At 32.9% G+C, this 18,451-nt stretch carries 23 protein-coding genes; 13 read left to right on the forward strand and 10 right to left on the reverse strand.

The features are described 5' to 3' along the window. Window positions 1-121: 121 nt before the first annotated feature. Window positions 122-2,527, reverse strand: coding sequence for a GH116 family glycosyl hydrolase (locus tag FWJ34_RS10320; protein WP_308255236.1), 2,406 nt, complete (start codon window positions 2,525-2,527; stop codon window positions 122-124). Between the two features lie 120 nt (window positions 2,528-2,647). Between FWJ34_RS10320 and FWJ34_RS10325 the strand changes: the two genes are divergently transcribed. The 8 genes from FWJ34_RS10325 to FWJ34_RS10360 all read left to right on the forward strand — a co-directional run bounded on the left by FWJ34_RS10325 (window position 2,648) and on the right by FWJ34_RS10360 (window position 6,549). Further along, the gene (locus FWJ34_RS10325) at window positions 2,648-3,100 is read left to right on the forward strand and encodes a bacteriohemerythrin (RefSeq protein ID WP_308255237.1); all 453 of its coding nucleotides are present in this window, start codon (window positions 2,648-2,650) and stop codon (window positions 3,098-3,100) included. A 97-nt stretch (window positions 3,101-3,197) separates the two neighbouring features. Further along, complete coding sequence (locus tag FWJ34_RS10330; protein WP_308255238.1) at window positions 3,198-4,022, forward strand: ADP-ribosylglycohydrolase family protein; 825 nt, start codon at window positions 3,198-3,200, stop codon at window positions 4,020-4,022. Window positions 4,023-4,056: 34 nt separating this feature from the next. Further along, a complete protein-coding gene (locus FWJ34_RS10335; protein ID WP_308255239.1) occupies window positions 4,057-4,437 on the forward strand; it encodes a DUF4346 domain-containing protein in 381 nt (126 codons plus the stop codon). Window positions 4,438-4,590: 153 nt separating this feature from the next. Further along, window positions 4,591-5,076, forward strand: a complete 486-nt coding sequence (scpB, locus tag FWJ34_RS10340; protein ID WP_308255240.1) for an SMC-Scp complex subunit ScpB — start codon at window positions 4,591-4,593, stop codon at window positions 5,074-5,076. Window positions 5,077-5,150: 74 nt separating this feature from the next. Continuing rightward, entirely contained in the window at window positions 5,151-5,474 is a 324-nt protein-coding gene (locus FWJ34_RS10345; protein WP_308255241.1) for a DUF760 domain-containing protein, read from the forward strand. 192 nt (window positions 5,475-5,666) lie between these two features. Beyond that, window positions 5,667-5,849 carry a hypothetical protein gene (locus tag FWJ34_RS10350; protein WP_308255242.1) on the forward strand — a complete coding sequence of 61 codons (183 nt, stop codon included), beginning with the start codon at window positions 5,667-5,669 and terminating at the stop codon, window positions 5,847-5,849. Between the two features lie 96 nt (window positions 5,850-5,945). Further along, window positions 5,946-6,203, forward strand: a complete 258-nt coding sequence (locus tag FWJ34_RS10355) for a hypothetical protein (protein WP_308255243.1) — start codon at window positions 5,946-5,948, stop codon at window positions 6,201-6,203. Window positions 6,204-6,390: 187 nt separating this feature from the next. Then, window positions 6,391-6,549, forward strand: coding sequence for a hypothetical protein (locus tag FWJ34_RS10360; RefSeq protein ID WP_308255244.1), 159 nt, complete (start codon window positions 6,391-6,393; stop codon window positions 6,547-6,549). A 427-nt stretch (window positions 6,550-6,976) separates the two neighbouring features. Here FWJ34_RS10360 and cynS read toward each other — a convergent pair whose 3' ends face one another. Continuing rightward, a complete protein-coding gene (gene cynS, locus FWJ34_RS10365; protein WP_308255245.1) occupies window positions 6,977-7,420 on the reverse strand; it encodes a cyanase in 444 nt (147 codons plus the stop codon). Between the two features lie 480 nt (window positions 7,421-7,900). Here cynS and FWJ34_RS10370 point away from each other — a divergent pair, with 480 nt between their 5' ends. Continuing rightward, window positions 7,901-8,653 carry a hypothetical protein gene (locus tag FWJ34_RS10370; protein WP_308255246.1) on the forward strand — a complete coding sequence of 251 codons (753 nt, stop codon included), beginning with the start codon at window positions 7,901-7,903 and terminating at the stop codon, window positions 8,651-8,653. Between the two features lie 75 nt (window positions 8,654-8,728). On the opposite strand, the gene FWJ34_RS10375 is transcribed toward FWJ34_RS10370, so the two are convergent. Beyond that, the gene (locus FWJ34_RS10375; RefSeq protein ID WP_308255247.1) at window positions 8,729-9,112 is read right to left on the reverse strand and encodes an AbrB family transcriptional regulator; all 384 of its coding nucleotides are present in this window, start codon (window positions 9,110-9,112) and stop codon (window positions 8,729-8,731) included. Window positions 9,113-9,321: 209 nt separating this feature from the next. On the opposite strand from FWJ34_RS10375, the gene FWJ34_RS10380 reads away from it, so the two are divergent. Together FWJ34_RS10380 and cbiB are read left to right on the forward strand one after the other, a co-directional pair. Beyond that, window positions 9,322-9,765, forward strand: a complete 444-nt coding sequence (locus tag FWJ34_RS10380) for an RrF2 family transcriptional regulator (RefSeq protein WP_308255248.1) — start codon at window positions 9,322-9,324, stop codon at window positions 9,763-9,765. Between the two features lie 139 nt (window positions 9,766-9,904). Beyond that, window positions 9,905-10,867, forward strand: coding sequence for an adenosylcobinamide-phosphate synthase CbiB (gene cbiB, locus FWJ34_RS10385; protein ID WP_308255249.1), 963 nt, complete (start codon window positions 9,905-9,907; stop codon window positions 10,865-10,867). A 170-nt stretch (window positions 10,868-11,037) separates the two neighbouring features. Here the strand turns inward: cbiB and FWJ34_RS10390 are convergent, their stop codons facing one another. Both FWJ34_RS10390 and FWJ34_RS10395 read right to left on the reverse strand, forming a co-directional pair. Then, window positions 11,038-12,291, reverse strand: a complete 1,254-nt coding sequence (locus FWJ34_RS10390) for an aspartate aminotransferase family protein (protein ID WP_308255250.1) — start codon at window positions 12,289-12,291, stop codon at window positions 11,038-11,040. Window positions 12,292-12,590: 299 nt separating this feature from the next. Continuing rightward, complete coding sequence (locus tag FWJ34_RS10395; protein ID WP_308255251.1) at window positions 12,591-12,815, reverse strand: acetyltransferase; 225 nt, start codon at window positions 12,813-12,815, stop codon at window positions 12,591-12,593. A gap of 99 nt (window positions 12,816-12,914) precedes the next feature. On the opposite strand from FWJ34_RS10395, the gene FWJ34_RS10400 reads away from it, so the two are divergent. Continuing rightward, on the forward strand, window positions 12,915-13,583 hold the full coding sequence (locus FWJ34_RS10400; RefSeq protein ID WP_308255252.1) for a HEAT repeat domain-containing protein: 669 nt from the start codon (window positions 12,915-12,917) through the stop codon (window positions 13,581-13,583). Between the two features lies 1 nt (window position 13,584). Here FWJ34_RS10400 and FWJ34_RS10405 read toward each other — a convergent pair whose 3' ends face one another. The 5 genes from FWJ34_RS10405 to cpeB all read right to left on the reverse strand — a co-directional run bounded on the left by FWJ34_RS10405 (window position 13,585) and on the right by cpeB (window position 18,031). Continuing rightward, the gene (locus tag FWJ34_RS10405) at window positions 13,585-14,154 is read right to left on the reverse strand and encodes a phycobilisome protein (RefSeq protein WP_308255253.1); all 570 of its coding nucleotides are present in this window, start codon (window positions 14,152-14,154) and stop codon (window positions 13,585-13,587) included. A 160-nt stretch (window positions 14,155-14,314) separates the two neighbouring features. Beyond that, window positions 14,315-15,589: a HEAT repeat domain-containing protein gene (locus FWJ34_RS10410; protein WP_308255254.1), complete on the reverse strand. Its 1,275-nt coding sequence runs from the start codon at window positions 15,587-15,589 to the stop codon at window positions 14,315-14,317. A 212-nt stretch (window positions 15,590-15,801) separates the two neighbouring features. Further along, entirely contained in the window at window positions 15,802-16,434 is a 633-nt protein-coding gene (locus tag FWJ34_RS10415) for a HEAT repeat domain-containing protein (RefSeq protein WP_308255255.1), read from the reverse strand. Between the two features lie 418 nt (window positions 16,435-16,852). Beyond that, window positions 16,853-17,347, reverse strand: a complete 495-nt coding sequence (locus FWJ34_RS10420; protein WP_308255256.1) for a bleomycin hydrolase — start codon at window positions 17,345-17,347, stop codon at window positions 16,853-16,855. 123 nt (window positions 17,348-17,470) lie between these two features. Beyond that, window positions 17,471-18,031: a C-phycoerythrin subunit beta gene (cpeB, locus tag FWJ34_RS10425; RefSeq protein WP_308255257.1), complete on the reverse strand. Its 561-nt coding sequence runs from the start codon at window positions 18,029-18,031 to the stop codon at window positions 17,471-17,473. 269 nt (window positions 18,032-18,300) lie between these two features. Here cpeB and FWJ34_RS19565 point away from each other — a divergent pair. Then, a partial coding sequence (locus FWJ34_RS19565; protein ID WP_396231836.1) for a DUF2656 family protein occupies window positions 18,301-18,451 on the forward strand: 151 nt, incomplete at its 3' end.

The raw sequence follows: 18,451 nt of genomic DNA on the forward strand, positions 1-18,451 counted from the left end.
TAAGCACTCGACGCATTTAACTTACATTTTCTATTAATTCTAAAAAATAATCTAAAGTTTTAACTTTGAACTCTTTCCTTTTCCCTTTTCCCTTCCATCACCAGACGACTTAAATGCTTTCCTAGCTTAAAACATAATATATTGCCCATATCGCCATAGCTCGTAGATAATGACTTGCCCGAAATGTGCCGGCAGAAGTTATTGCTTCAGGGGTGCGAAATTGTAAACCATTTTCATAAACTTGGTTAACTACAGTTTCTGCTACTTTGAAACCTTCTTCTTTCATGCCGTTAAGTATCATCAATGCACAAATACCAAAATTAATACCTGTCCATACTTCTAATGGGTGAGTATCATTTTCTTTAACTGGTTTACCATCAGGTTTGACACCGTTAGCGATGCCAAATTTTCCTTCATGGAATTTTAAGAAACAAGCGTCATAAACTTTGTTTAAAGTTGATTTAACATATTCAGACTCTACCACATTAGGTAATCCTAAAATTTGGGCATAAAATTGTCCTGAAAGTTGATCTGCCATGACTACATCCGAACCACTTTCACTATCTAAACGATAATATTCTCCATTCCATAAAGTTTGATGATAAATTTCCCTTGATTTTTGTAACCAATCTGCAAAAATGGCGATCGCCTCTTGAATACTTTGGGGAAAATCATCAGGTTGTAAATCAGGATTCATGGGGGGATTAGCAATTAAAATCTTACCAATAGTGATAGCAGCCTCTAAAGAAACAATCCATAAACCAGCACAATAAGCACTTATACCTTGTAACCGCCAATCATCAAAAGTTTGATCGGGGGCACCTGAATTTTCAGGAATACCATCACCATCTAAATCAAAACCTTTGACATAATGAAGAGTTTCCACAATACTATCCCAACATTCCCATAAAAAATCTTGATCTTGACTACCCGTAAACAGATAATCACGATAGACTTGCAAGACAAAATCGCAACCCAAATCCTTCCATAAATTACAATCTTGATAGCTAGTATAGTTAGTTTTTTCCCAAGGATGTTCATTAGGCGCACCTAAGTCATGGGGAGTTGCCCCTTTAGCTTTTCTGATGGCACTAGCACCGTTATAACCAATCACACGAGGAGTATCATCCGAATCTGAAATTGCCTGAGAGAATGCCTCTAAAATCGACTTATCTAAACGAGGCCATAACATAATCAGGGAGAATGAACCATATAATCTTACATCTAAACTTTCATACCAACGATAATCAATACATTCTAACACCCCAAACTGTCCCACAGGATCATTTTCCGTTGCCGCAGTCCATAAACTACCACCATCTGCCAATAAATATAACTCGTTAAACAAAGCCATTTTTAACCAATCTGGTATATCCGATCTCGTTAAAATGGGTTTTTGCCATTCGTTGATGCGATTTTGCCACATATCGCTATGTTTTAAAGCCGTGCGTACTATTGACCAAGCATTTTTACCATTTCTGCCGAAAAAATCTGTATAACGGCGATAATAATTAATTCCTTGAGCAAATTCAGTAACGGGAAAATCCCATGCCAAAATAAAAGGAATTTTCTTGGTTTTACCTGGTTTGATGGTAAATTTAATAGCCATAGCCCCCGCAATTTGTTCTCCGGGTTCGGCGGGTGTTTCATCTTGGTAGTCTGGGAGAGTTCCATTCATCGCAAAATAATCCCATAATTCTCTACCGTCACCTTTTGGATGCCAACGGCTATGATAAAAAACTTCTAAAGTCGGATTAGTAACACTTGCAATTGCAAATTGTCCTTCACCTTCTTGAGGTTCGTCATCCATGCGTATGCGATCAAATAGACAACCAACTCGAAAATTATCTTGAATCCACTGATTAAGATTACCAGTGCTATCACCCCAACGAGGCTGATATTGATACTCTGGGCTACCATCATCTCTAACTTTTACCGTAGGACTTTTAATGGCATTAGTAAACCAACCGACACTATTTTGCCAAGAAAACATGATACTAAGAGTAATTTCCTTATCAGTAGGATTATAAATACTCCAATCAAACACTGCCACCGGGTAACTAGACTCTTGATAACTACCAGCCCAAATGGGGGAAAATTGTTCACAGATAAGATGAGACTGAAAAACTCCCTGATAATCGAACCAACTACGAGGATAGAGTGCCGAATAAGTGCCTTTTCCTTGAGGATACCATGCCCAACTAGACAAACTTCCATCTTCAGGAGGTGTGGTATTCATCGCATAAACTTGAGGTGTTTCTCCTTCTACTTGCTCAAATACACTAAATTGACAAGCAGATAACGCCTTGAAAATATGATTACCGCCATCAATATGCCAAAGATTAAAGTCACCGTTAACCCCTCTGCCAATGCAACCACTACCAAATCCTCCTAAAGGCATCCCATGATTAGCACCATCATCTAAATTACTGGCATAACGCACAGTGTAAGGTTTAGCCCATATTTTCCCAATTTCACATTGCCAAGCATAGGGAGGTATTTTTGGTAATTCGATTTTTGTTAGCATATTGACTTATTCAAAACAGTTATGTTTAATTTTACTCAGATCTTGCAGTGTATCAGAAAAATATTCTTAGCAACTTTCTGTTAAAATATAATAATAAAGTTAAATAGGAGAACTTTAATTATGAGTTTAGTATTTGCTCAATGGAGTGCTGAATATTATACAGGAAATACTAAAGTAGATGAAGAACATCAACAATTATTTCACATTGTTAATAAACTGCATGATGCCATGAAAAAAGGTCATGGAAAAGATATTTTAAAACAAACTTTAGATGAGTTAATTAAATATACGATTCAACACTTTACTAATGAAGAATTTTTCATGTTATCTAAACGTTACCCTCGCTATCAAGAGCATAAAAAAATCCATCAAGACTTAACGAATAAAGTCAAAGATTTAAGAAACAAATTTGTATCAGGAGATGTAAATATTAACATTGAATTATTACATTTTCTGAACCAGTGGTTAGCCCATCATATTAAAGGGGAAGATTTTAAATTATTTAATTATATCAAGGAACAAGAACAAAAATTAGAAGTTGAAAATTCTTTACTAACCTTAATTGATTTGTAAGATTTAATTAAACATAAAAAGCAGAAATTATACCATAATCCCAAAAAAAAAGGGAATAATTTATAACTTTTGACGGTAAAAATTAAGGAGTATTAGTTTGCTTTATTTATCTTCTGTTATGATTCAAGGTAGTTTGATTACGGGATTAATAGGTTCTAACTTGACTAAAAATAAGGATAAATATTCTCTTAATGAGCTTAGTTTTTCTGCTTTTGAAGTGCCTTTATTTATCTTGAAAAGTATTATTAATAATCCCATAATTGATCTAAAATCTTTTGATAAACAATTAAAACAAAATCAGAATGGTTTGTTTAAAAATAACTATGCGATCGCCTCATCAGAGTTGGTAATTACTTTTTTCCCTTTGCTCATTTATAATTATCAAAATTTTTCAGAATTTTCCGATGAACTAAAATTATTTAAAAGGATTTTTTTACCTTCAAAACTTAATGATAATAGTTTAGATATTTTTATTGTTATGATTAATTTAATCGTCAATAAACAACTAAATTTTATATCTATATCATCACAAGTAATATCTGATCTTAATACTAATGATGAAAAGAACATTAATCAACTTAAATTAATAGATGAATTAATCACAAATCATTTACCTTTAGTAAAAGTAGAAGAAAAATTATCTTTAAATGTTGATGAAGATTCATTAGCTATTTGTCAAAGTATATATAGTTTTTTTAGTTTTCCCCATAATATAGAAAATTGTTTAAAGAGAAGCACTTATTTTTCACAACAATCAGAAAAAACAGCTATTTTAACAGGATATTTATTAGGTTTATATCACGGTTATCCTAACATACCTTATCAATGGCGAAAATCTTTAGAATTAAATCCGAAAATAAAAGAAATAGAAATATTAACTCAAAAACTGGTTGCTAATTGGCAAGGAAAAATGGACAATTAAGATAGATAATTATAACTAAAGAAAAAACTAACTTATGACAAAAACTTTATTATTAACCGCCATAGATAACGAACTATCAAAAAGGGAGATACAGTTAGATCCCAACGGCTACTTTATTATATATTTAAACCGAAAAGATGGATTAATCTGTGCTGATCATTACACTAATGCGATTAATGAGCAAGGGTTAGCCGTTGATCCAGAGACAGGAGAAGTGATAGCCTGTAAAGGTAGTAAGCCAAGAATGGCAACTCAAACTTTTACCGGGAGAACAGCAAAGGAAATTTGTGTTAATTTATTAGAAAAAACTCAATCTATTCCTCTTAGTATGTTAGATCATGCTGCTTATTTAGGTAGAGAATTTATGAGGGCAGAATTTGCCTTAAAAACTGGTGATAATTATATTCAAGATTAACCTTTGCTATCTTTTTTAAAATTTTTTGAGCGTAAGAATTTTACTCATAAATATTTAATTTTTTAAATAAATCTGGATAGTTAGGGGCTATTAATTGTTACACTGGGAGTAGTTTACTTTTGAGGATCAAACTATTGAAACTAAATTTTGAGTATGGAATTGGAATCATTATCTCTTAATCTTACCAACAAAGTTGAAGCTATTTTATATCTAAAAGCACAACCAACTTCTCTCGAAGAAATTGTCACTTTAACAAAGTGCTCTGTTGATGAAGTGCAAGAGGCTTTAATTAAATTAATGTCTGATTATAGTTACCGTGATAGTGCTTTAGAAATATTGGAAACTCCCAACGGCTATAGTTTACAGTTAAGAAATTGTTATCAATCTTTATTAGAGCATCTTATTCCTGCAGAATTAAATTCTAGCACTCTCAAAACTTTAGCGGCAATTGCCCTTAAAAATCCTATTCTTCAAAGTGATTTAATTACAGTGCGTGGTAGTAGTGCTTATCAACACGTCAATGAGTTATTAGAAGCTGGTTTTATTCGTAAACGTCGTCAAGAAGAAGGGCGATCGTACTGGCTACAGGTTACGGACAAGTTTCATCAATATTTTGAAATTAATCAACTACCGCAATAAAAAAAAGATTATCATATTGTTAAGAGATTATAGAGTAAAACTAAAAGCATAAATTCCAACAGAGGAAACTAATAATGGTATTTGATTCAAATTTTTTTCAAAGGGAATCAGAAACGACAATTAAGAATACATTAATAGAATACTTACAGAAACAAAATCCAGAAACATTAGAGAGAGTAGCGCAGTCTGCGACTCCTGAAGTTAGAGAAATTATCACCCATAATGTACAAGGTTTACTAGGAGAATTACCTTCAGAGGGTTTTAATGTGCAAATAGTAACGGATAGACAAAATTTAGCTAATTTATTAGCTTCGGCGATGATGACTGGTTATTTTCTTTCCCTGATGGAGAAGAGAAAGGATTTAGAAGAAAGTATTACTAACACAGACTCTTTATAATGAGGATCGTCACCACTATCTTTAACTGATATAATGTAATTGCAAGTGTTAACGAAGCAATCTCAAGCAATCCCTTATAATTAACCATATTAGTACATAAATGGTAAAGTATAAATAAAATTAGCACCTCAAATATTATGGATGCAATCATTTATACTCAAGCGAGAAAAAACTTTACTCGTGTAATGAATAATGACAGAATTACAAATAAAAGAAAAAATCAATAACTATAACTATTTAGATAAATTACCTACCTCTAAATTAGAGGAAATAGCAAGTTATGTTGAGAAAATTTATCAAGCCGAATCTGCTCAATATAAATCAGGAAAACAATCATCAGAATATAGCAACATTTTGAATTTTGTCAGTCTTTAAGACTACTAAATAATTAAATAATTAAATCTTTGCATAAATTTAAGAAATGTTACTGATAATTATATAGAGCCAAATTTAGTTTTATTAGCCAAATCTGTGAAAAAGAAAAAAACCATAGATGAGCGAATTCTTAAGATATGGGAGAAAATTCCGAAACTAATTACGAATTTTATTCTTACCATTTGGAGTAAGATGCCGACAAAAATCCAAAATTTTATTACTTCTATTATCGGTGAGCCACCAGAGCCAAAACCAGAACCCTCCGAAGACGATGAAGTAACACCAACAGGGAATAAGGGTAAGGGAGGAACAGAGAAAATAGGTAGAAAAGGCTTTAGAAGTCGCAGAAAATGAAAAAGAGGTATCCAGAATTATTTTAATCGGTGATGCCCCACCCCATGAAGATCGAGATTATCGAGAACGGGCGATCGCCCTAGGGCAAAAGAAAAGACCAGTATATAGTTTTGTAGTCGAGGACGACTCTGACACTTATCGAACTTTTGAGGAAATTTCAAGACTTTCTGGCGGAATTTGCTCACGATTGAAAGATAACAAAGATATTTTAGATTTAATTGCCATTACCGTTGTAGATGACATGGGAGGCAAAAAATCTTTAGATAAATATGTCAAACAATATGGGGCAACTTTATCCCCTACCGTTAAAAATTTTATTCAACAATTACCCCCAAGTAATAAATAATTATAGAGAACAACTTTAGCAAATATGAAATTTTTTTAAATAATATATTTTTCAGGAATAATACTAGGTATTATCTTTTCAATTCCATTAGTTAATAAATTTATTAATCAAAAACAGTAGAGTATTAATTGAAGAATTAGAGTCTGTAAGTAAATCGAGGGGTTTATATTGATGAAAGTTAAAAGTAACATGGAACAGGCAGAAATAACTGATGACAAGTTTTAGGAACAAAATATGCCACTGGAAATTTAGATCAAAATTTAGAAAAAGTATCTAATAATCAAATATCAGTCGCAGAATTAAAACCTAATTCAAACAGTGATTTAGCCTTAATGAGAGCCTTAGCTGTTGTTCAAGAATTACAAAAACAAGGACAATTTCAGAATGTAAAATTTAGGGTTAAAATTAGTTGCACATCGCATGATTTTTACCATTTTTTATAAGGTAAGAATTTTCCGCACATTATTACTTGTACTCGATCACCTTTCACATCTTCAATTTTTTCTACATCCAAGGTAAAATCGATCGCACTCATAATACCATCTCCAAATTTTTCTTGAATGACATCCTTTAAAGGCATTCCATAAACCTGCATAATTTCGTAAAAACGATAAATCAAAGGATCAGTTGGAATGACAGGCTCTAATGATCCTTTTAAAGGCGGTATAGTTAATTCTTGGGCTAACTCTGAGGGTAATCCCAAAGTTTCAATAATTTTCTTGGCTTCGCTTTCATCGGCAGTGGCTTGACGGTAAAAAACGGAGGCAATCCAAACCTCATCTCTACCTAAAATTGTCTCTAATTCCTGAAATGTAATTCCTTTTTCTTTTTTTGCCGTTAATAATTTTTGAGTTATTTGTGCGATCGCCATAATTATTTTTCTTTCATAAAACTAAACGTTAATTATGAGATTCTTAGGTTTATCTAAATTGTCTTTAAAAATACAAAGTTTGACAATTAAAGTTTTTGGCAATTATCAGCCTTAGATTAGAGAAGGAAAACTAGATAATGCCAACCTCTATGAAGCAAGAATCTCAAGTCTTTTATGGGTAGGAGTGTCAAATAGGTTATCCTCCTTTTGCAAAAGAAGCCATGACTAAAATGGAGAGTAATAATCCAGGCACTAATAATACGATTAACATTAAAAATTGATCAGTAGTCATAATTTCATTCTGAGTTTGATTGATTAACCATTAACTATCATCTTAGAAGATTCTTCTCAAAAATTTGAAAATTTCTAATTGATTAATGAGATAATTGATTATTACTTAAATTCGATCTAAAAATCTTTAACGAATAGATGTTTATTTAATTCAATTTTCCATTGTCAATTATCAGTATCCATTATTTTATGATAGATTTAAGTTATTTTTTTTTAGGGGTGTTATTGTGGTTAGGCTGTTGTGGATTATTGGTAACGTTGTTAAATGATACCTCTTCTTCTTCCACTTCTCCAAAAAAAACATCAAAATCTGATTTTCTCTTGACTGATTCTCTCCTTAACCATCAGAAGGATATTGTACAAATAGAGGAGTTAAACAAGCAATTAGCCAACAAAATTCATCAATTAGCTTTGGCTATAAAAAAAAATGAGGCTTTAGAAGAAGAATTACAAATTACCAGCGATCGACTAGAATCTAATGAAGATCAATATTTAGAATATCAACAGAATTTTTGTCACCAAGTTAAAGAATTAGAAAATCAAATCAAAAGTCTAGAAAATAAGTGTTTAGATTTAACCACAAAATTAGACAGTCTTCCTGAAGAATTAATCAATCATTGGCAACAAGAATCCTTTAATTTATTACAAACTTTATTAGCGAATTATCCCACAGCTAAAACTATGGTGGCATTAAAACCAGATTTACCAGCTAAAAATGTTATTACCTTGCTGAAACCTTTAGATAAATTATTAGCAAAATGGGGTATTGAATCCATTGGAAAACCTTGGGAAAGAGTTGCCTTTAATCCTCAAATACATTATAGCGATGAAGAAAATTTAACCACCAATGAATTGGTTTATATTCGTTTTGTGGGTTATATCCAGGGGAATCTTATTTTACTTCGTGCCAAAGTTAGTCGCACATTACCGGGTAAAAAATAAAGTGGAAAAGAAACTAGAAGAGTAATGGGATTGTTAATATCTAATTCCTAATTTCCAATTCCTCATTCTTATTAATTATATTTCCTCGAAATCAACTTGTTTAAGGTGAATATTTTTTCTGCCTAAGACAACCTCAAATTCATCCCCTGGTTTTAAACCCATTTTATCAGTGTAGGCTTTACCTATGGAGAGATTACCATTAGCTTGTACATTAATACGATAATTAGCACTTCTACCTCTTTTTTTACTATCAATGCCACTTTCGTTATCAAGACTAATACCTTCAGCTTCGATTAAAGCATTCAGAAATTTAACCATACTAACTCTTTTTTGACCATTATCTGTCAGAGTATAATAACCACACTCAATGGCTTTTTCTTCCCGAGAAACGTTGCCTAATTTTTTTACTGTTTTTAGTAAATCTTTTCCGACTAAGGGTTGTTGTTTTTTACTTGCCATTTACTTTTATTTTGCTAAATTTTAAACTAGCTATTTTGAATCAATCAACAAAATAGTTCTTAAATTTTTGTTCATAAACTATAATATACTAATATAGCAAAATTTAACTTTTTTTATTAAACTTAATCTTCAAGAAACTAATTTATAATCTTGGGGAGAATAAAATCTGTTTCAAACCTAAACTTACCCTGAAACACTAAAATTTAAGCATGAAGTTAACAACTAAAGGCTATTATGCAGTCAAAGCATTATTAGATTTGAGTCTTCAACCTTATTATCAGCCTACCTCTGTTAATGCTATTGCTACCCGTCAAAATTTACCCGCACCTTATCTGGAAAAAATTTTAATCAAAATTCGTCAAGCTGGATTAATAAAATCCATTAGAGGTGCGAATGGTGGTTATCAATTAGCTTCTTTACCAGAGGATATTTCTTTGGGAGATATTCTTGTAGCCGTAGGGGATAAAATTGAGCCTTTACCTAATTATCATCTTCATAGTGATTCTGCGGAAGATTGGGTAACTATTAGTTTATGGAGACGCTTAAATTACAAATTAAAAGAAGCAATTTATAGTATCACTTTAGCCGATTTATATTATGACGCACGTAGTCGTCAAGCATCTTATGGTGAGAATAATAATTTTATTGTTTAGGTGTTAGATGTTTAGATTTTATTGTTTTGGTTTTAGGTGTGGAAAAATTGTAAATTATTATTCATTGTTAGTTATTTATTTTAATCCTCATTTCTAATTATTCATTATTCATTATTCATTATTCATTGTTAATTGTTAATTGTTAATTATTTACTGTGCTTCTATTTTAGATTACTTCCTTGGTGATCCTTGGGGTTGGATTCATCCTGTACAATTAATGGGATGGCTAATTAATCTTTATACTAATTCCATTCTTAATAATATTGATGATAAATTACTGCGAAAAATTGCCGGAGTTATTCTGGTGATTGGTTTAGTGATTGGTAGTGGTGCATTCACTTGGTTATTAATTGATATTACTATCAAGATTAATCATTATTTCGGTATCTTGATTCAGGTGATTTTATTAGCCAGTTGTTTTGCCGGAAAAAGTTTACGATGTGCGGCAGAAGATGTTTTACATTTTCTCAGAAAAGATGATTTACCACAGGCACGTTATCGTCTTAGTTTTTATGTCGGTAGAGATACGGATAATTTATCTACTGATGAGGTTTACCGTGCTATTTTAGAAACTATAACCGAAAATACTACTGATGGAGTCACAGCACCTTTATTTTATGCTTTGTTAGGTTGTTTTGTTACTGTCATTGGCTGTGTTCCTTTAGCAATGAGCTATAAAGCATTAAGTACATTAGATTCCATGATCGGCTATAAAAAAGAGCCATTTACAGATATAGGTTGGTTTAGTGCTAGGTTAGAAGATTATATCACATGGCTTCCTTGTCGCTTAACTGTCTTAACTCTTGCCATCATTTCTGGTAATTTTAGAAAAAATATTACTGAATGCAGACAATATGCAATCAAAGATCCTAGTCCTAATTCAGGATGGAGTGAGGGTATTTACGCCGTGATTTTAGGCATACAATTAGGTGGAGAAAACACTTATAAAGGAGAAAAAAAATTAAAACCCTTATTAGGTAAACCTTTAAAAAAAATTGATCAAAATACTATCCAACAAGCATTATTATTAGCTAGATCTTGTTTTTTATTATGGCTTTTTACTGCTACTTTAATCTTTATATTTATGGCTCTTCTACAGTAGTTATGATAAATTACTAGAAAATAATCGATAGAAACTTTAATCTATATAATGTTAGTCATAACAAAAATACAATTGTTATAAATTAACAGTTTTTATTTAATCTAACACCTGATACCAGACATCTAAAACCTTTTATTGCTTATTACCTATTACCTATTAACTATTACTCGTTATCCAAAAGAGGCGATCGCATCCTCTAAAATCTCTATAGCTTGATCAATTTCTAAGGCTGAAACAATTAAAGGTGGTACAAAACGCAATACTTTAGGTCCGGCAGGTGCTAATAATAAGCCTTTTTCCATTGCTTTTTTGACAATATCAAGGGAAGTTAATTCAATATCTGCCTGAATTTCCATGCCATTAATTAAACCCCAACCTCTGACTTCAGTAAATAATTGAGGATATTTGTGAGTAATTGCTCTGAGTCTTGTGCGTAACTGTTCTCCTCTAGCTTGAACATTTTGTAAGATGTTTTCTTTTTCAATAGTTTGTAAAACAGCTAAAGAAGTGCCACAAGCAAAAGGATTTCCGCCAAAAGTACTCGCATGGTTGCCTGGTTCAAATACATCACATTTCGCCTTACACATCATTGCACCAATGGGGATTCCTCCAGCTAAACCTTTAGCACTGGTGAAAATATCAGGCTCAATTCCTAAGTTTTCATAACCCCACATTTTACCAGTTCTACCCACTCCTGTTTGCACTTCATCAAATACTAATAAAATACCCGTCTCATCACAAATTTTTCTTAACCGCAAGAAATAATCTAATTCTCCCGGGCGCACTCCTCCTTCTCCTTGTAACGGCTCTATCATGATAGCGGCTACACGGCGATCGCCTTCATCAATATTAGTGATAGCCTCTTCTACTGCCGTAATATCATTATAAGGCACATACTCAAAACCAGGTACGAGAGGTTGAAAATGTTTTTGGTATTTTGGTTGTCCTGTAGCAGTTACGGTTGCTAAAGTACGTCCATGAAAACTAGATTTAGCAGTAAGAATAACAGGTTGTTCTAAAAATTCTAAAACCGTATGGGCATATTTACGCACTAATTTAATCGCCCCTTCATTGGCTTCTGCACCAGAATTACAAAAAAATACTTTATCTGCACAAGAATGATCTACAATCCACTTAGCTAATGCTCCTTGTTCAGGAATATAGTATAAATTGGAAACGTGGTGTACTTTTTGAATTTGTTTAGTAACAGCTTCAATCATAACAGGATGAGCGTGTCCGAGAGTACAAGTCGCAATACCAGCCACAAAATCAAGATATTCTTTACCTTTGTCATCCCAAAGTCGGCAACCTGAACCTTTCTCGATGGTTACAGGAAAACGTCCGTAGGTGTTCATTACATAAGTGTTAAAAGTATCTTGATTAAAACCAGTACTGGTATTAGGTTCTAATGTTGCTATAGTCACAAATTTACTCCTGATTTTCGATGACAATTATTTCTTATTGTGTCATATTCAATCCTTTGTGATAGTGAATATAAGGAAATGCAGACAAATGGAGATGATTGACACTCACCTGTTAAATTAAAGATTATAACGAGGGATTCTTGTTTCACAGAAAAGCGTTTGCTGTAGTATTAGAAGGATTAACACTACTGTTTATTTTAGTTTTGTAAGAAGTCTATTGTACAAAAATTGATCCCCTGTTAATTTCTGTCGGCATTTTTTTAAGGAGAAATAGAACAGGAGTCTTCTTTTTAAGATTTTCAAGATAGCTCACTGAGTTGAGAACGGAGTTGTTCTAAGATTAAATCTATCTTTGCGATTTCGGGATGTTGGGTTATATTTTTATCTACGGCTTTTTGAGATAACTTGATTTTTTTGCCCAATTGTAAAATATCATTTACCAGTCTTTCTCGATATTGTTCTAACTCTATAATAATTTCGCTAATTTCTGCTGTTGATGCTGGGTTATTAACTATTTCTGACATGGTAAAATACCTCTTTCTTAATGATAATGATGAGCTTAATTAAATATCTTGCCAAATAAGATAATCTTAAGTAAAGTAAACTTAAAGAAAATTTTTAAAATGGATATTACAGAAATTGAAACAAAGTTAACCTCACCAGATTTTCAAGATAGACTTCAAGGTATTAATGCCCTAAAAGATTATTCTGGAGATGTTGCTATTCCATTATTAATAAAACTGAAAAAAGATCCGCAATTTTTAGTTCGCTCTTTTGTGGCTATGGGTTTAAGAAAAAAGAAAACTCCAGAATCTTTAGCTACCTTATTAGAAATGCTTAAATTTGATCCAGATACAAATGTTAGAGCTGAAGCATCTAATTCTCTATCTTTTTTTGGTGAAGTTTCCATTCCTCACTTACAACAAACTTTTCATCAGGATGATAGTTGGTTAGTTCGCCTTAGTATTTTAGCTATTTTTATGGATTTTAATTATCCCGATGAATTATTGGATATTTGTTTATGTGGAATAGCAGGAGATGACTATAGTGTGAAAGAAAAATCTATTGATGGTTTAGGTGAATTAGCCAGTACTTTTAAGGAAGATTTAGCGTTAGCTCAACTTTTGACAATGATAGATGATTCTTCTTGGCGTATTCGTGCCAGAGTGGCTAAGGCATTAGGTAAATTTCCTCATCTTCGAGCAAGAGAGGCTTTAAGTCAATTAAAAGAAGATCAAGATATTCGAGTTGTTAAAGCTGTTCTCGATGCCACATTAGCAGTAAGCAGTTAAATTAGGTAAATTGTTTTAATTCATTGATTAAATGATCAAAATAAGGGGAAATCTGATATTTTTCTTCGGGCAAAAATTCTTCTAAACTAAAATATTTTAAATTTTCTAAACCTAGAATCATGGCAGGTAATGGCACTTGTAGTTCTTGATAAAGTAACTCCATATTTTTTAGCCCTTCTTGACTGGTAAATTCGGTTATTTTTCCAGCTACAGCGTAGCTAACACAGCGTAAAAAATGCCAAAAATCTCGCCAACAGGCAACGGCTCTTTCTGGAGGGTATAATTCCCCACCAACCTCAATAATAGAAGGAAAAGAACTTAAAACTTTTTGTCTTGCTTGTTCTACTATTTGATCAGCTTTATCCGTTAATAGTTTAGCTTTATTAATATTTTCACTAACATTAGGAACACTATTCTCTAAGGCGGTAAAATCTAATTCACTTAAATATTTACCTTGATCATCAGCATTTTGAAAAATATTAATTACGGATTCAGGATAAACATTTTGAAAATTAGCAATAGTAAAAATTCGGGCTTTAGGAATTAATTGTTTAGCTCTTTCTGTTAACATTTTTTTGAGTTAATATAATTATTAGTTATTTAAGTATAATATAATGATAAAAGTAATCCCAACAGTCTTTGACTCAGGGATAGAGGGCGTTGTAGTTCGTCCAGTTAGGATAACTCCTAATCAAGCTAAAAATTAGTCGATGTTATATTTGACTATATTTTTAGTAACTATTAACCATTCCTGCTTTAGCTCTAATTAATAAATCAGAATCATTAATAGCGATGGCTTTTCCTTCAACATTATCTAGTTGATTTAATGCCATTAAACAAGCATATTTAAGATCAAAAATATTGGTTGTTAGGTTATCTTTTAGTAACGGAATAACATTTTTGTTCCCTAAAATACCCAAAGCGATCGCCGCAGCCCCGCGAGATTTTTGAAATTGAGGTGCTTGGTTTTGTAATGATTCTATTAGCAACTCGGAAGCAGGTTCGTATTTCAACCAACCAAAGAGTTTCATCACATGATAATGTCCTCCATAGTCATTATGAGCTAATTCGTCATAGGTTTTAATCAATGCTTCCCCTAAAACAGGAGAGTAATTTTCTAATAAGGTTTTACTAGCTAAATAACAGCGTCCAAAATCAGTATGATACAATTCCCCAATCAAAAATTCTAGGGTAGGATTTTGATCATACTCATGTACTAATTTTAAATCTGATGGATGATCTCGAATGACTTGATCTAAATAGGGTTCGATGTCTGTAAATGTTTTAAGTCCTTGATTGATGGCACTTTCTCCTATAGAACGAATAGCTCGTAAACGAAAAACAAGGGAAACAGGACAACAAGCAATTTCAGCAATAGCGTCATAATAATTAAGATCCATTAAATCTTGAATAGAAGCTCGTCTTACATTAACACTATCAGATTGTAAAAATTCAAGAATACGATAGACTTGACTGAAATCTCTAGTCAAAATAGCCATAGCTGATAAAGCTGAACTAGCAATACAAAGATCTTCAGAATCAATAAATTTTTTAATAACTTCAGTGGCAGGTTGATAGTTTAACTTAGCCAAATTTTGAATAATAACTCGATAATTTTGACCCGTTTTATTGAGTAAATCGGTAATTTCTTGTAATATTTTTTGCTCTTGAGTACCAATTTGTCCAATAGCCCAAACGGTATTTTCTACGGTATAACAGTCACTATCACCTAAACAGCGACAAATAACATCCAATGCTTGATCTGCTTTAAATCTTCCCAAAGTTTCGATCGCTTTGCGTCTAGTGATACGGTTATAGAGTTGATCATCACAATTTTCGATAGCTTCGATTAAGGCTTGAATACTACGTTCACTTTTAAAATATACCAGATTAGAGGCGGCAGCATAGCGATCGCTAGGATCTTCCAGTTGTTCGAGGGGGGTTTGAAGTAATTTAATGGCTTGATCTTCAGTGATTGAAAAAAGACTACTAAAACGTTTATCCATCTGAATTAGTGAATATTGAATAGTTGATAATGAATAGTAGGTAGGGATTGAACAATGTTCAACTAGTGCAAAGTAATAGTAAATAGTTGATGGTGATAGGTAATATTATCTTTTAGCTGTAAAATTAATTAATCACAACGACTAAGAGTTTTTGTATGGGTTAATCTATAGGTTTTTTTGCTACTCTCTGAATTAATTATGCAAGAGAAAGTCTATGATTGATTATCTTTTTTAGGAGAATAATTAGCAGACTTAAAATGAATTACTTGTTCCAAACGAGACATAGCACTTTTAGCAGATTCTTGAATATAAGGATCTTGAGATTCATCTTTACTTAAGGCAACTAATACTTCCATCGCTTTATCTTCGGTGATAGAACCAAGGGTATTAACAATAGAGACAGCAACAGAGATATTATCCGTAGTTTGTAAGGTTTCTATTAAAATATCTAAAGCGGGAGAACCAATGACCCCAAGAGCCATAACTGAAACTAAATTAACCACAGGATTAGGATCATTAACAGTGGTTTTGAGTGCGTTCATGCCAACTTCAGGAAAAGGCTCATCAGGATAATTAGCGGCAATCTGTGCTAAGGCTTTACCGCAACTAGCTTTAACCACAACATTATCACTACTCATCAAACAATCAACAATAGGTTGTACCGCCGTAACTCCAATTACTCCTAAAGTTTTGACCGCTGAACGTCGATAAACAACATCTTCTTCTCCCAAAAGACTGATAAGATTAGGAATAGTATTTTCATCTTGAAATTCAGCGATGTCAAGCATTGCTCGTTGGCGCAAATTAGGATTGGGATGTTTTAATTGTTCAAAAAAAGAATCCATGTATCTTCAAAATACCTTATAAATTTTTGTTGAAAAACTGTGTTTAATTTGATCTTGAGTAGATTATATCAACTATGAGAGTTATAGAGTAAAAGTTGATTCGTAAGAGTGCGTAAGCAGATCTGTTTGAATCCTTGTTAAAAAAGGGGACTTAAATTTTTGGTTTGTACCTTATAATCAGACGAAAAATTAGAGACTAAAATCTTTGTGCCATGAGTGCCTTTGCGAGAAAAAATCTAAAATTTTGTATAGATGACGAAACGTTTGTTTTACAAAAGCCAAAGAACCCTTGCTTTATTAGCTCAACCCGATAAGGCAAAGCCATTAAGCCAAGAGTTCTTTAGATATTCAAGAGTCTATAAAATTAATAAATTTAAACTCTGGAATTGATTTAATTTATCCCATCAGAAAATATGAACTAGGATAAAGAGTTGATTACATAATCAAGGAGAGAGTTATACTCAGTTAAGGCTTGAGCGGAGAGATCACGAGGCGCACAACCACGATTACGAGCAAAGCTAAGAGCTTCAACGTAAGGAGCGGTAGGGAGTCCTAAAGTACGATAAACTTCACGCTGACCAGCAATACCCCACTCATCAAGAGGACCTGTGCCACCAACAACTAAAGAGTAGTTGATTAAACGTAAGTAGTGTTTGATGTCACGAAGACATTTTGCTTTAAAAGTATCGGTAGAATTAGCTTCACCGGCATTATTGAGGTAAGAATACTTTTTGATAGCAGCATCATAAGCTTCTTTAGCAACTGCATCGAGGTTAGCAGCTAATTTTTCAGCCGCTTCTAAACGAGCAGCAGCGCGTTGGATAGAACCTTGTACAGACTCTAAGTCAGAGGTAGTAGGAAAACGTCCGGCAGCATCTGCGGCTGCAACAACTGTGGTAATAACAGATTTCATATCTTTGGTATTTCTAAATTTGACTTAAGTGAACTTGAGTTTTTATCGCATTGGTTAATTCGTATTTGGAAAAACCAATCAGGTAAATGAACAACCGTCAAAAGATGGTTATAAATAAGTTGATTAGCTGAGAGCAGCAATAACACGATCGAAATAGCTGCTAGATTCAGCAACTAAACTAGCACAACGATCTTCTACCACAGGGGTTCCCATTTTACGAAGTTTAGCACCAGCAAGAGCTTCGCTAGGATTATCTTGAATGTGAGCTGCAGCTTGAGCTTTCATAATGGCAACTGCACGAGCAGTGGACTGAAGGGGTACGCCTAAAGCGGTGTAGGTTTCTTTTAAACCATTTAAACATCGGTCGTCTAATACGGAAGCATCACCGGCTAATAAAGCATAGCTTACATAACGTAAAATGATTTCAGCGTCCCGTAAACAAGCAGCCATACGACGGTTAGGGTAGCAGTTACCACCAGCTTGGATTAATCCGGTGTTTTCGCAAATCATACCAGCTACAGCGTCAGATACCATACAACTTGCATTACTAGCAATAGCGTTAACGGCATCAAGACGACGATTACCAGAAGCAATAAAATTGCGTAATTGGTTTAAATCATCACCACCAATGGGGGCAGTTTTACTATCAGCGGATACAACCGCTCTTGAAAAAGCGTCTAACATTCAGCTCTCCTTCAATATATATTTTTTAAACAACGTTTAGATTCTTTCTTGAACCTGTTGAATATAAAGATAAATCATCAAGGAAAATTTTAGCAATTCTGAGGAAAGTAATTAACAATCTGTAACATTAACAACAGAAGTTAAATAAATATCGGTTAAGACAAAAGGCAACAATAATGAAATTGTCAATGTTTTTTCTGGGGAATTAATTTACTTTGATCCCTCTAGAATGCTATATTTTTAAAGGAAATGCCCTAAAACAAATGATTATGCCTCCTAATAGATTTCTCTTATCTCATAATTATAATATCTCGGAAGATATTGCTCCTTTATTATCAAGGGAAGAATTTTGTAAGATATTTAAAGAAAATTCTTCTCATAATTGGGAAGTCAATCAAGTTGAACATCCTCATTGGGTTT

This window comes from Geminocystis sp. GBBB08 (assembly GCF_016743215.1).
Lineage (GTDB): Bacteria > Cyanobacteriota > Cyanobacteriia > Cyanobacteriales > Cyanobacteriaceae > Geminocystis.

Excerpts from the sequence above, each read along its gene's own strand:
- FWJ34_RS10320 (WP_308255236.1), bottom strand. The coding sequence starts at position 2,527 with ATGCTAACAAAAATCGAATTACCAAAAATACCTCCCTATGCTTGGCAA.
- FWJ34_RS10325 (WP_308255237.1), top strand. The coding sequence starts at position 2,648 with ATGAGTTTAGTATTTGCTCAATGGAGTGCTGAATATTATACAGGAAAT.
- FWJ34_RS10335 (WP_308255239.1), top strand. The coding sequence starts at position 4,057 with ATGACAAAAACTTTATTATTAACCGCCATAGATAACGAACTATCAAAA.
- scpB (WP_308255240.1), top strand. The coding sequence starts at position 4,591 with ATGGAATTGGAATCATTATCTCTTAATCTTACCAACAAAGTTGAAGCT.
- FWJ34_RS10345 (WP_308255241.1), top strand. The coding sequence starts at position 5,151 with ATGGTATTTGATTCAAATTTTTTTCAAAGGGAATCAGAAACGACAATT.
- FWJ34_RS10350 (WP_308255242.1), top strand. The coding sequence starts at position 5,667 with ATGACAGAATTACAAATAAAAGAAAAAATCAATAACTATAACTATTTA.
- cynS (WP_308255245.1), bottom strand. The coding sequence starts at position 7,420 with ATGGCGATCGCACAAATAACTCAAAAATTATTAACGGCAAAAAAAGAA.
- FWJ34_RS10370 (WP_308255246.1), top strand. The coding sequence starts at position 7,901 with ATGATAGATTTAAGTTATTTTTTTTTAGGGGTGTTATTGTGGTTAGGC.
- FWJ34_RS10375 (WP_308255247.1), bottom strand. The coding sequence starts at position 9,112 with ATGGCAAGTAAAAAACAACAACCCTTAGTCGGAAAAGATTTACTAAAA.
- FWJ34_RS10380 (WP_308255248.1), top strand. The coding sequence starts at position 9,322 with ATGAAGTTAACAACTAAAGGCTATTATGCAGTCAAAGCATTATTAGAT.
- FWJ34_RS10395 (WP_308255251.1), bottom strand. The coding sequence starts at position 12,815 with ATGTCAGAAATAGTTAATAACCCAGCATCAACAGCAGAAATTAGCGAA.
- FWJ34_RS10400 (WP_308255252.1), top strand. The coding sequence starts at position 12,915 with ATGGATATTACAGAAATTGAAACAAAGTTAACCTCACCAGATTTTCAA.
- FWJ34_RS10405 (WP_308255253.1), bottom strand. The coding sequence starts at position 14,154 with ATGTTAACAGAAAGAGCTAAACAATTAATTCCTAAAGCCCGAATTTTT.
- FWJ34_RS10410 (WP_308255254.1), bottom strand. The coding sequence starts at position 15,589 with ATGGATAAACGTTTTAGTAGTCTTTTTTCAATCACTGAAGATCAAGCC.
- FWJ34_RS10415 (WP_308255255.1), bottom strand. The coding sequence starts at position 16,434 with ATGGATTCTTTTTTTGAACAATTAAAACATCCCAATCCTAATTTGCGC.
- FWJ34_RS10420 (WP_308255256.1), bottom strand. The coding sequence starts at position 17,347 with ATGAAATCTGTTATTACCACAGTTGTTGCAGCCGCAGATGCTGCCGGA.
- cpeB (WP_308255257.1), bottom strand. The coding sequence starts at position 18,031 with ATGTTAGACGCTTTTTCAAGAGCGGTTGTATCCGCTGATAGTAAAACT.